4 protein-coding genes and 1 pseudogene are annotated in these 13,351 nt (G+C 71.5%); 4 read left to right on the top strand and 1 reads right to left on the bottom strand.

Features of this window, described 5'->3' with window-relative positions:
* Positions 1–72: 72 nt before the first annotated feature.
* The 3 genes from FHS55_RS21365 to FHS55_RS21375 are packed head-to-tail and all read left to right on the top strand — an operon-like array spanning position 73 to position 10,326.
* On the top strand, positions 73–7,470 hold the full coding sequence (locus tag FHS55_RS21365) for a type I polyketide synthase (RefSeq protein WP_183191894.1): 7,398 nt from the start codon (positions 73–75) through the stop codon (positions 7,468–7,470).
* Positions 7,467–8,882 carry an aminotransferase class I/II-fold pyridoxal phosphate-dependent enzyme gene (locus FHS55_RS21370; protein WP_183191896.1) on the top strand — a complete coding sequence of 472 codons (1,416 nt, stop codon included), beginning with the start codon at positions 7,467–7,469 and terminating at the stop codon, positions 8,880–8,882. Before FHS55_RS21365 ends, FHS55_RS21370 begins: the two co-directional genes overlap by 4 nt.
* Before the next feature lies 1 nt (position 8,883).
* Positions 8,884–10,326: a glycosyltransferase family 4 protein gene (locus FHS55_RS21375; RefSeq protein WP_183191898.1), complete on the top strand. Its 1,443-nt coding sequence runs from the start codon at positions 8,884–8,886 to the stop codon at positions 10,324–10,326.
* Positions 10,327–10,361: 35 nt separating this feature from the next.
* Here the strand turns inward: FHS55_RS21375 and FHS55_RS23875 are convergent.
* Positions 10,362–11,714, bottom strand: a pseudogene (locus tag FHS55_RS23875) (LTA synthase family protein); the annotation flags it as partial.
* A 188-nt stretch (positions 11,715–11,902) separates the two neighbouring features.
* Here FHS55_RS23875 and FHS55_RS21380 point away from each other — a divergent pair.
* Positions 11,903–13,336, top strand: coding sequence for a KpsE/RkpR family capsule polysaccharide export protein (locus FHS55_RS21380; RefSeq protein WP_183191899.1), 1,434 nt, complete (start codon positions 11,903–11,905; stop codon positions 13,334–13,336).
* Positions 13,337–13,351 lie beyond the last annotated feature (15 nt).

Below are 13,351 nucleotides of genomic sequence, written 5' to 3' on the forward strand. Positions count from 1 at the left end.
GCGCCAGCGCGCGGCGGATGAGCCGCTGCACAGCCGGACCTCGACGTCCGGCGCAGCCAAATGAGGTGTCGTTTGGATAGTTTCGTTCAGGGTGCGGGTGCCGTCCTGCCGTCCGCTTCCCCACAGGCGCCGCAGGATCAGGCGCCGCACGGCGCGGCCCGCACGGCTGGCCGTCTCGCGGCCATTGTCGGCTGTTCCTGCCGGCTGCCGGGCGCGCCCGACGAGGCCGCGTTCTGGTCGCTTCTGGCGCGCGGGGAATGCGCCGTCAGCGCCATTCCGGCCGATCGCTGGGCGCATGAACGTTTCCTGCATCCGGCCCGCGGGGTGGCGGGACGCACCTATACGTTCGCCGCCGGCGCGCTGGACGACATTTACGGCTTCGATCCTGGCGCCTTCGGCCTCTCCCCGCGCGAGGCGGAGCAGATCGATCCGCAGCAGCGGCTGCTGCTGGAGCTGGTGCGCGAAGCGTTCGAGGATGCCAATATCCCGCTCTCGTCGGTGGTGAACGCGCCGGTCGGCGTGTTCGTCGGCGCCTCCTCGCTCGACCATTCGCTGCACTTCGTCTCCGACATCGCCGCCGCCGACGCGCATTTCGTCACCGGCAACGCGCTGTCGATCATCGCCAACCGCATTTCCCACGTCTTCAGCTTCACCGGGCCGAGCCTCGCCATCGACACCGCCTGCTCGTCCTCGCTGGTCGCCTTCGACCGCGCGGTGCGGGCGATCGAGACCGGGGAGATCGACACCGCCGTGGTGGCGGGCGTCAATGTGCTGGCGAGCCCGTTCAATTTCGTCGGCTTCGCGCGGGCCGGCATGCTTTCGCCCACCGGGCTCTGCCGGCCCTTCTCGGGGCAAGCCGACGGCTATGTCCGCGCCGAGGGTGGCGTGGTGACGATCCTGCGCCGCCTCGATACACCGCGCGCCATGGGCGCCACGCCGCGTGCGGTGGTGGTGGCGACCGGCACCAATTCCGACGGGCGCACGCTCGGCATCGCCATGCCCGAGAGCCGAGCCCAGCAGCGCCTTCTCGAAGAACTCTATGCCGCGCGGGACATCGACCCCGACACGCTCGCCTTCGTCGAGGCGCACGGCACCGGCACGCTGGTCGGCGATCCGGCCGAGGCGCGCGCGGTCGGCGCGGCGCTGGGCCAGCGCCGCCGCTCGCCTCTCCCTATCGGCTCGGTGAAGTCCAATATCGGCCATCTCGAACCCGCCTCCGGCCTCGCCGGCCTGCTCAAGGCGCTGGGGGCGCTGGAGCGCGGGCATTTGCCGGCCTCGCTGCATCTCGACACGCTGAATCCGCATATCGACTTCGCCGCGCTCAACCTCGCCCCCGCCACCGAGGCCAGCGCGCTGCCGGTCGAGGCGCGGCTGGCCGGCATCTCCTCCTTCGGCTTCGGCGGCACCAACGCCCATGTGGTCATCCGCCTGCCCGAGGCGCACGAACTCCCCGCCCCCGGCCCGGCGCCGGCGGCACGGGTGCTGATGATTTCCGCCCACAGCGCCCCCGCCCTCTCGATGCTGGCCGAGCGCTATGCCGAGCGGCTGGAGGGGGAGGTCGCGCCCGGGCGCCTCGCCCATGCCGCCGCGCATGGCCGCGCGCGGCTGGACCATCGCCTGGCGGTCTCGGTGAACGACCCCCATGCGGCGTCGAAGCTGCGCGCGATTGCCCGGAATGGGGGCGAGGGTGCCCTGCTGCGCGGCACGATGCCGGGTACCGGGACAGGCGTCGCCTTCGTCTTCACCGGCAATGGCGGGCAATATGCCGGCATGGGACGCGCCGCCTGGCAGGCCAGCGCGGCCTTTCGCGCACGCGTCGAGGAGATCGATTCGCGATTCGAGCCGTTGGCCGGCTGGTCTCTGGCCGGCGCCTTCCAGCGCCCGCCCGACGAGGCGACGCTGGCCGCCACCGAGATCGCCCAGCCGCTCATCTTCGCGCTCGAGATTGCGCTGGCGCGGGTGCTGATGGAGGCCGGGTGCCGCCCCGCGGCGGTTCTGGGCCACAGCGTCGGCGAAATCGCCGCCGCGCATATTTCTGGCGCCCTCACCCTGGCGGACGCCGTCCACCTCATCCACTGGCGCAGCCGCCTGCAGGGGCGCACGCGCGGCACCGGGCTGATGGCCTTCCTGATGGCGAGCCCCACACGGGCGGCCGAACTGATCGGCGCCGCCCGGCAGCCGGACGTGGTCATCGCCGCCTTCAACGCGCCCAAAGGCGTCACCCTTTCCGGGCCGGCGGCGGGCATCGACGCCGTGCTGCGCCTGGCGCGGCGTCAGGGCGTCGTCGGCAAACGGCTCGGCATCGATTACCCCTTCCATTCGCCCGGCATGTCCGAACTCTACGAGCCGATGATCGAGGTGCTCGCCGGCCTCAAGCCGCGCGCGCCGGTCCTGCCGTTCATTTCCGCGGTCACCGGCGGGCCGATCACCGATGATTCCCTCGATTCCGGCTATTGGTGGGACAATATCCGCCACCCCGTGATGTTCGACGCCGCCATCCGCACGGCGGCGCAGGACAATGGCATCGGCATCTTCCTGGAGATCGGCCCCAAGGCCGTGCTCACCGGCTTCGTGCGGGAGATCCTCGCCGATGCCGGCCGGCCGGCGACGGTGCTCGCCTCGCTGCAGGAGAAGGACGGCCAGGAGACGGACAAGTCGGGCGAGGACCCGATCGAGCGCACCCTGTTGGCCGCGCTGGCCAGCGGCGCGGCGATGGACGAGGAAAAACTGTTCGGCCCCGCGCAGGCGCCCGGCCGCTTCGACCTGCCCAAGACGCCCTGGCAGCGCCAGACCATCCGCCCGCCGCGCTCGGCGGAGGCGATCGACCTCACCGGGGCGGGCGTCGAGGATCACCCGCTGCTCGGCATCCGCCTCGATGGCGAACGCCGCGAATGGCGCGGCCTCATCGACATCGAATCCCGCCCCTTCCTCGCCGATCACAAGGTGGGCGGCCATGTCGTGGTGCCCGCAACGGGCCTGGCCGAAATGGCGCTGGCGGCGGGCCATGCGGCGTTCGGCCGTGCGTGGCTTCGGCTGGAGGATTTCGACATTCTCGCCGCACTCCGGCTCACCCCCGGCGAGAGCGTCGAGACGCGGGTGCGGCTGGAGAGCGAGGGCGGGGTGCTCATCCACGCCCGCCCCCGCGGCGCCCGGGAATGGGTGCTCCACGCCCGCGGCCGTGTGATCGCCGAGCCGAACGCTCCCGCGCCACAGCCGGTGACGCAGCCCCCGCTCCGCGACGGCGATGAGAGGCCCGATGGCGGGCTCGACGCGGAAGCGCTCTATGCCGCCGCGACGCGGCTCGGGCTGGACTACGGCCCGGCCTTCCGGCTGGTTCGCCGCGCGCGCCGCACCGGGGCGACGATCGAACTGGATCTTGCTCCCGCCACGGTGCCCAATCCTTCCTACATCCTTTCCCCCACCCTGGCGGACGCTGCCCTGCACGGCCTCGTTCTGGCGGCCGACGCCCTGCCCGCCGCGGGCGGAATGGCCTATCTGCCGGTGCGCTTCGCCGCGCTCACCACGCGGGGAACCGCGCCCCCCGCGCACGCCACGCTGACCGTGCTCCGCGCCAGCCCGCGCGCCCTCGCTCTCGACGTGGTGCTGCGGGATGGCGCGGGCGCCGAGGTCGCCCACATGGAAGGCGTCGAGCTGCGCGCCGTCGCTCTGGCGACCGAGGACGAACTGGAGCACGATTTCCGCCAGAGCCTCGTGCGGCTGGGGCCGGCACGGAGCGAAGCCCATGGCCGGATCGACACGTTCCTCGCCAGCCGCGAGGAGGCCCCCACCGCCGACGACGCGCTGCTGCTCGACGCTCTCGCCTATTCCATCGCCCACCGCGCGGTGATCGGCATCGCGGGCAAGGAAGCGGTGGGCAAGGAATTGGCGGGCGCCGATCTGCCGCCCGACGGCTCGATCGACCCCGCGGCGCTCATCGCGCGCGGCCGCCTTTCCCCCGAGCGCCGCACGAGCCTGATTGCCCTGCTGACTCTGCTCGCCGAAGGTGGGCTCGCCCGCCGCACGGCGGAGGGGAACTGGCACGTGCTGGCGGACAGCGACCTGCCCCCGCCCGGGCCCCTGCTCACCGAGATCGCCGCGCTGGCACCCGATCGTGCCGCCGAACTCGCCCTGGGCGCGCGTCTGGCGGAGGATCTGGCGGCGCACCTGCGCGGAGAACTCACCATCGCGCATCCCGCCGGCCTGGCCGAGCACTGGGAAAGCGCTTCGCCCGCCGCCCGGCAGATTACCGCCGATGCGCGCGCGCTGACGGCCGCTTGCATCGGTTCCGACAAGGCCCCGCTCGCCGTCCTGCTGGTCGAACGGCACGGTACGGTGCTGGAGGCGCTGCGCGACCTCGTGGACGCCGGCGCCATCACGCTGCAGGTGCTGCCGGCGGACGAGGCGGCCCGGCTGCGCCTTACCGACCGCATCCGCCCGTCCAGCGGCATCACGCTATGCGAGGAGACGGCGCTGCCGGCGGCCGACCTTATCCTTCACACCGACCCGCGCCAGACGCTCGATCCTGCCGGCGAGATGGCGAGGCGCCTCGCCACGGCCCTGCGGCCGGGGGGCGCGCTCATCGGCCTCACGGTGGCCGGGAGCGGCTTCGCCCGCCTGCTGGCAGCGGACGCACAAGCCGTCGGCGGGCGCCGGCTGCACGGCGCGCGGGCGGTGACGGAGATCACGCTCCTCACCGCCGCACAGGACGCCACGACGCAGCGGCCCACGCTGGAACAGGGTCTCGCCGCGCTGCTGGATGCCGAGGCGCACGGGTGTCTCATAAGCGGCCACGGCTACCGGATCGATCCCGACCGCGCGGCGCTGGAAGGCGCGGGCTCCGCCGGCCTTCTCCTGCATCGCCTCACAGCCCGCGACAGCGCGGCCTCACTCGCCGCTGCCATGGACGACGCGCGCACGCTGCTGGAGATGCTGCGCGCGCTGGGTTCGGCGCCGGCGCTCCACCTGCTGCTCGACGGCACGCCGCTCGGCGGGGCGCCCGCCACCGCCGCGCTGTGGGCCTTCGGCCGCGCGGCGAGCAACGAATATCCCGATCTCGCCATCAAGCTGATCGGTCTCGCGTCCCCGGTGATGGACACCCGCGCGCTGGGGGACCTCGCCCGCGCGATCGCCGACCTGCCGCTGGAGCGCGAACTGGTGGTCGGTCCGGAGGGTCTCCACGCGGTGCGTCTCGCCCCGGCCGCGCCGGAACCGACCTCACGCGAGGAAGCGGCGATGCGGCTGGTGATGGAGCGGCCCGGCTCGCTCGACCGGCTGGCCTGGCGGCCGCAGGCCCGCCGCGCGCCCGGCGCCGGCGAGGTGGAGATCGCGATCGCGGCGGCGGCGCTCAATTTCCGTGACGTGATGTTCGCGCAGGGACTGATCGGCGACGACATGCTGGCGCAGGGTTTCGCCGGCGCGACGCTCGGCTTCGAGGGCGGCGGCACCGTCACCCGCATCGGCCCCGGCGTCACCGGGATCGCGGAGGGCGACGCCATCGTCGCCTTCGCGCCCGGCGCTTTTGCCACCCATGCCACCATCCCCGCCGCCGCCGTGCTGAACGTGCCGGCCGGCATGTCGATCGAGGCCGCCGCGACACTTCCCGTCGCCTTCCTCACCGCCTGGTACGGCCTTGTGGAATGCGCCCGGCTGGCGGCGGGGGAGAGCGTGCTGATCCATGGCGCCGCCGGCGGCGTCGGGCTGGCCGCGATGCAGATCGCCAAGGCACGCGGGGCGCGCATCATCGCCACGGCGGGTTCCCCGGAGAAGCGGGCGCTGGCGCGGCTGTTCGGCGCCGACATCGTGCATGATTCCCGCGACACCGCCTTCGCCACGCAGATCGCGGCGGAAGGCGGCTGCGACGTGGTGCTGAACTCGCTCGCCGGGCGCGGCATGGAGCTCTCGCTGCGCGCGCTGAAGCCGTTCGGCCGTTTCATCGAATTGGGCAAGCGCGATTTCGTCGCCAATACCAGCCTCGGGCTGCGCCCCTTCGCCCGCAACCTCACCTATTTCGGCGTCGACGCGGACCAGCTGATCGCCGGGCGGCCGGCGCTCATCCGTTCCATGCTGGCGGAACTTGCCGCGCTGTTCGCGGCCGGCACGCTGCGCCCCTTGCCCTATCGCCTGTTCGCCGCCGATGCGGTGCGCAGCGCCTTCCGGCTGATGCAGGGCTCCGGCCATGTCGGCAAGATCCTCATCCGCCCGCCGTCCGCCGTCGCCGCGGAGCCGAAGAAAGCCCGCTTCAACGCCGCGCCGGAGGGCGTGCATCTCGTCGTCGGCGGCACCGGGGGCTTCGGCCGAGAGACGGCGCGCTGGCTCGCCGCGCAGGGCGCGCGCCATGTCGTGGTCGCCTCCCGCCGCGGCGTGATCGAGCCGCCGCTACTGGTCGAGGGCGCCACCTTCGTCGCCGAGCCACTCGATGTGCGCGACACAGAGGCCTGCGCCGACCTCATCGCCCGGCTCCGTGCGCGCCACGGGCGCCTGGCCGGCATCGTGCACACCGCCATGGTGCTGGACGACGCGCTGATCCGCGATCTCGACCGGGATCGGATGGAGGCGGTGCTGGCGCCCAAGGTGGAGGGCGCGCGCAACCTCGACGCCGCCACCGCCGGGCTCGACCTCGACTATTTCGTGCTGTTCTCCTCGGCGACGACGCTGGTCGGCAATCCCGGCCAGTCGGCCTATGTCGCGGCGAATGCCTATCTCGAAGGCCTCGCCCGCCGCCGCCGCGCCGAGGGCCGGCCGGCGCTGGCCATGGCCTGGGGCGCGATTGCCGATGCCGGGGTGCTGGCGCGCGACGCCGCGACCTCGCAGAAGCTGAGCCGCCGGCTGGGGCTCGGCACGCTCACCGCCGCGGCCGCGCTCGACCATCTCGGCACCTGCCTCGCCGATCCGGCGACGCCGCCGGTGGTGGTGCATGCGCCGGTCGACTGGCGGGCGGCCCGCGAGCTGGCGGTGATGCGGGGAGCGACCTTCGCCGCGCTGCGCAGCCAGGGTGACGCGGCGAACGAGGACGCCAGCGATGACGGCATCGCCGCGCGGATCGAGGGCCAGAGCGACAGCGAGGCGCTGGCCAGCGTGCTGCGGCTGCTGACCCTGGAGGTCAGCCGCATCCTGCGCCTTCCCGCCGATTCCATCGATCCGGCCCGCCCGCTCGGCGATATCGGCATGGATTCGCTCATGGCGCTGGAACTCGACATGGAAATGCAGCGGCGCCACAAGGTCGCCCTGCCCGTGCTGGGCCTCGGCGCCGGGGCGACGCTGCAGGATGTCGCGGGCAAGCTGCTGCTCAAGCTGCGCCCCGACACGCGGGTGGAGAGCGAGGCGCCGCCCGCGCCGGGAATCCACCTGCCCCTCGACGAGACGGGGCTGATCGACCGGCACCTGCAGATGGCGCCCACCGCCCCGGCCGTCACGGCCCTGCGGGCGCGGATCGGTGCGGAAAGCCGGCATGACGGGAGTCTCCTGCGATGACGGTGCATGACGGCATCCGCCTCGACGCCGCGGCCAAGGCCGCCCTGCTGGCGCGCATGCGCCAGCGCCCGGCGGACAACGCGGCACCGCAGGCCGAAGAGGGCCCGCTCTACGACGCCTCCTTCGAGACGCTGCCCGGCTTCGAGGAGCTGCGCTTCATCCGCGCCACGGGCGAGGCGCTGGGCATCGCCAACCCGTTCTTCCGCCCGCATGAGGGCCGGGCCGGCGCGCTCAGCCGGATCGAGGGACGGGAGGTGATCAACTTCGCCTCCTATGACTATCTCGGGCTGAACGGCCACCCGCAGGTGAGCGGGGCCGCGCGGGAGGCGATGGAGCTGTACGGCACCAGCGTCTCGGCGAGCCGTGTGGTGGCCGGCGAACGGCCGATCCACCGCGCGCTGGAAGCCCGGCTCGCCGCGCTGCACGGGGCGGAGGACGCGGTCGTGTTCGTCTCCGGCCATGCCGCCAACGTCACCACCATTGGCAGCCTGCTCGGCCCGGACGACGTGGTGTTCCACGATGCGCTGATCCACAACAGCGTCATCGTCGGCGCCGAATTGGCCCGCGCCACGCGGCGCTCCTTCCCCCATAACGACTTCGCCGCGCTGGAGCGGATGCTGGCGAGCGAACGAGCCTCCTCCCCCGCCTCCGCGCGGACGCGGCGGGCGCTCATCGTCGTCGAGGGTCTCTATTCGATGGATGGCGACACGCCGGACCTCGCGCGGCTGGTGGCGCTGAAGCAGCGCTTCGGCGCCTGGCTCATGGTGGACGAGGCGCACAGCGTCGGCGTGCTGGGCGCGAAGGGGCGCGGCATTGCCGAGCAGGCCGGCCTCGATCCCGCGCTGGTCGATATCTGGATGGGCACGCTGTCCAAGTCGCTCGCCTCCTGCGGCGGCTATATCGCCGGCCCGCAGGCGCTGATCGACGTGCTGAAGACCTCGGCACCGGGCTTCGTCTACAGCGTCGGCCTGCCGCCCGCCGCCGCCGGCGCGGCATTGGCCGCGCTGGATGTGCTGGAGCGCGAAGGCGAGCGGGTGGCGGCGCTGCGCGCCAATTCCCGCCATTTCCTTGATGCGGTGCAGGCCGCCGGCTTTGCCACCGGCACGGCGGAAGGACACGCGATCATCCCCGTCATGGTCGGCGACTCGCTGAAAGCCGTTCTCCTGTCGGAACGGCTGCTGGCGCACGGCGTCAACGCGCTGCCGATCATCCATCCCGCAGTGCCGCACCGCTCGTCGCGGCTGCGCTTTTTCATCACCGCCGCGCACCAGCGCGCCCAGCTCGACGAGACCGTGCGCCTCCTCACCGAGGCGTTCGACGAGAGTAGCCGCTTCCTCGCCGAGCTCGGGCTCGGCGGCGAGGTGGATGGCGAGGCGGCGCCGCGGGCGCTTCCGCCAGCGTGGGGAGAGTAGAATGAAGGTCGTGCTCGACATTACCCGGCTGCTGCGGCGCTCGTCGCAGTCGACCCCGACAGGCATCGACCGGGTCGAACTCGCCTATGCCCGTCATCTGCTCGGCAGTCGGCATTATCAGGACGACGCCGCCTTCGTCGCCCGCCTGCGCGCCTCGACCTGGTATCTCGACGCGGAGACGGTGGCCGGCTTCGTCGATGCGCTGGCCAGCCGCTGGAAGCAGTCGGAAGGCAAGATCACCCGGCGCGAGCTTGTCGCGGTGGAGAGCTTCCTCGACCTCACCCCCGGCGTGCTGACCACCCTCGACGCCGCCCCGGCGCGCTCCTCGCTGCCGGACATGATGCCCCCGCTCAAGCGGTTGCTGTCGCCGGTCAACCTGCTGCCGCGCCTGCTGCGGCGGCGCAGCTCCAAGGGCGCGGTCTATCTCAACGTCTCCCATGAGGGGCTGAACTCGATCAACGGCGTGCGCTCCATGGTGCGCGGCCACGGGCTCAAGCCGATCTATCTGGTGCACGACCTCATTCCGCTCACCCATCCCGAATATGTCCGGCCGGGGGACGCGGAGAAGCACGAGACGCGCATGCGCACCGTGCTCGGCTCGGCCGAGGCGATCATCGCCAATTCGCACCACACGCTGGACCAGCTGAAATCCTTCGCCGAACGCAACGACATGAGCGTGCCGGCGAGCATCGTCAGCCCGCTCGGCATCGAGGACGAATTCGGCATGGACGCGCCGGTGGAGGCGCCGGCCCACCCCTTCTTCCTCACGGTGGGCACGATCGAGCCGCGCAAGAACCACCTCGTGCTGCTGCACGCCTGGCGCGCGCTGGTGGAGAAGCTGGGACCCAAGGCGCCCAAGCTGATCATCGTCGGCCGACGCGGCTGGGAGAACGAGAACGTCATCGACATCATCGAGCGGTGCGAGAAGCTCGGCAACCACGTGCTGGAGTGCAACCGGCTGCCGGACGTGCACCTGCGGCGGCTGATGAAGCAGTCGCAGGCCGTGCTGTTCCCCTCCTTCGCCGAGGGCTACGGCCTGCCGCTCTTCGAGGCCATGGCGCTGCGGGTGCCGGTGATCTGCTCCGATCTCCAGGCTTTCCGCGACATCGCGGGAACCGCGCCGCGCTATCTCGACCCGATCGACGGGCTCGGCTGGGCGCGGGCGATCGAGGAATACGCGCGGCCGGATTCCTCCTCGCGGGCAGAGCAGCTACAGGCGCTGCAACATATCCGCATGCCGCGCTGGTCGGATCATTTCTCGATCGTCGATCGCCTCATCGAGGCCGTCGCCGCGCCCGCGCCGGCGCCGCTGCCCGCGCCGTCCTGGCGCCCAGCCACCAGCGCGGAACGCACAAGGGCGTTGATTTCCGCCGGCGAACGCCTGGAGGGCGCCCGCCCCTCCTTCGGCTTCGCCGCCGCCCAACCGCATTCGAGCACGAGGTAGTCGGTGGCTCGGTCCTCAGCCAGCGCCGCGTGCCCGGGAAGGAGCGGGGCATGATCGCCATAGAACACCAGCAGCGCGCGGTCGGTCAGCGTGTCCAGCGCCGCCGTCACCAGCCCGAGCATGGCATCGGCGTTGGCGAGGTGGTGGGCATACTGGGCGACCGGCTCGTCGATGGCGGGCAGGCGGCCGGGCCCGTAAGGGTCATGCGCCTCCATCGAGATCGACATGAGGAACAGCGGCTCGCCGGCTTCCGCCGCGGCGGAAATCTCGCGGGCGATGTGCCGCCCGAGCGCCCGGTCGCCGACATAGGGACCATAGCGGTCGGCGGGCTGGAAGGCATCCTCGCCGATGAACCGCGCGAAGCCGAGACGCGGGATCGCCCGGTCGCGCCGGAAGAAGCGGGCATCGTGGGGATGGATGAAGGTCGTGCGCCATCCCGCCGTCGCGAGAAGCCCGGCCAGCGACGCGGAGGCGAGCCGCTCGGGCCGCAGATAGGGATCGAAACGGTCCATGCGCTGGCGCGCGAACGGCACGCCGGTAAGCATCTCCACCTCCGAGCGATGGGTATAGGCGCCATAGCACGACACATCGAGCCGGCCCTGCGCCAGCGCGCGGGGGCGCAGCCGTTCGAGATTGGGCAAGCTGAGCGGAACGCCATAGCGGCGCAGATCGGCGAAGGATTCCATCTGCAGCATCACCACCGCCCGGTAGCGCCCGTTCACAGCGATGGGAGCGACCGGCAGATCCCCCCGCTCCACCCGCCCATCCCGGCGCCACAGGGCGAAGCCGGCGACGAGCGAGGCGCTGAGGCCGAGCCTGGCGACGAATTGCTCGGGCGGGGTTTCCAGCAGCGACGGCGCAAGGCGGGCGAGCATCGGCGCGAGGCTGCCCGCCGCCGCCAGCAGCACGGCCGCGACCAGCAGGGCGAGGGCGAGCACGCCCATCTGCGCGAGCGCGCCGAACTGGCGCGGCTCGAACCACGTCCAGCCGGCGATCACGCCGATCAGCATGAGCGCCGCGAGGCCGATGCCGGCCGCGCTCCGGCGGTCGACATAGAACAGGTCGGGATGGCGGATCAGCGTCATCAGGAAGCCGAGATCGCTGAACACCAGCGGCTCGCGCAGATAGGCGTATTTGACGCGCGAGATCGTCACGAACACACCGAGCGTGACCAGCGCCGCCACCGCCGCGAAGAGCGGGCGCGCCGACAGGCCCAGCCAGAGCAGCCAAAGCCACAGCACGACCGTCCCGCCGAGGCCCCACGCCGCCAGCGGGGCGCGGACGCCCACCCCCTGGCGCGGGGTCGCCAGCCGGTCCAACCCCGCGGCGGCGGCCAGCATCACCAGAGGGATGGATATTGTCATGCCTGGAGTGATCAGATCGAACATCACGCTTCATGTATTCATGTGAAAGACGCAGCGAGACTAGACAATCAATCTGATCATATCTACGATAAAAATACTGTCTCGATCGAACGTATAATATCGATATACGAATCAAATATATCCAATATTTGAAATATACTCGAAATTCATGCATGGCTGGGTCCGTGGCGCTTACGGTGGAGGTTGCATAGATGAGTAAGCTGCACCCGTTTCTCGGCATGGCGAGGGACACCCCGCTGGAGCCGGCGCCCGGCGCGCCGGCCAAGGCCAAGACCGCGCGGTCGCTGCCGCATGCGCTGACGGAAGCCACGCCGGAGCCGGTGCGGGCGCGGGCCAAGCCGGCGGCGCGGCCGGTGGCCAAGCGCGACGCCTTCGCGCTGCCCGAGTTCGACGTGGCCGATCTCGCCGAGCGGCTGCCGCGCAAGCGCCGGCAACGCCGCTCGATCGGCCTGTGGACCTCCTTCTTCCTGATGGTGGCGCTGCCGACCCTCGCCGCCGGCCTATATTACGGCCTCATCGTCTCCAACCAGTACCTCTCGGAATTCCGCTTCGCTGTACGCAGCCAGGATTTCGCACCGGCCGGTGCCAGCGCCGCCAGCACCGCGCTCGGCGCGGCGGCACGCGCGGGCGGCTATACCGACAATTTCCTCGTCGTCGACTACCTCACCAGCCGCCAGGCGGTGGAGGATCTGAGCAAGACCCTCGATCTGCGGGCCATGTTCGACCGGCCCGGCGTCGACAGGCTCTCGCGTCTCACCGGCGACGACACGATGGAGAATCTCGTCAGCTACTGGCAGTCGATGATCGACGCTTCCTTCGACCTCGCCACCGGCCTCGCTTTGGTGCGGGTGCGCGCCTTCACCCCCGACGACGCCTATACGATCGCCTCGACGCTGGTGAAGCAGAGCGAAAAGCTCATCAACGAAATCTCCGCCCGCGCCCGCATCGATGCCGTGCGCTTCGCCGAATCCGACGTCTCGCGCGCCGAGCAGCGCCTGCGCGATGCCCGCGGCGCGCTGCGCCAGTTCCGCGATACCGAGCAGACGCCCGATGCGGCCCGCACCGCCGGCGGCACGCTCGACCTCGCCATGAAACTGCGCGGGGAACTGGCCGGGCTGCAGTCGCAGCTCGCCTCGCTGCGCACCTACATGGATCCCAACGCGCCGACGGTGAAGGTGCTGGAAAGCCGCATCGCCGCCACGGCCAAGCAGATCACCGCCATCGAGCGCGAAATCGGCAAGGGCAACCGCGAGATTCAGGCCACGGCCGCCCAGACCGGCGCAGCCGGCGCGGCGACGGCGGGCGCACCGGCCACCGCCAGCGCCAGCGCCATGCCGGGCGCGGCGCCGGTTCTGTCCGATGTGCTGTCGAATTACGAGGATGTCGATCTCAGCCGGCAGTTCGCCGAGAAATATTACGACACCACCTTGTCGGCGCTGGAACTGGCCCGCTCGGAAGCGGCCGCGCAGCAGACCTATGTCGCGACCTATGTGCAGCCGGCGCGGGCGCAGGCCAGCCTCTACCCGCAGCGCCTGATGACCACGCTGATCATCTTCCTCGCGGCCGGCGCGCTCTGGTTCGTCAGCGTGATGGTGTTCTTCTCCATCCGCGACCATGTCGCCTGAGCGGAAAGCGCGCGC

The organism is Ancylobacter tetraedralis (assembly GCF_014195655.1).
Classification (GTDB): domain Bacteria; phylum Pseudomonadota; class Alphaproteobacteria; order Rhizobiales; family Xanthobacteraceae; genus Ancylobacter; species Ancylobacter tetraedralis.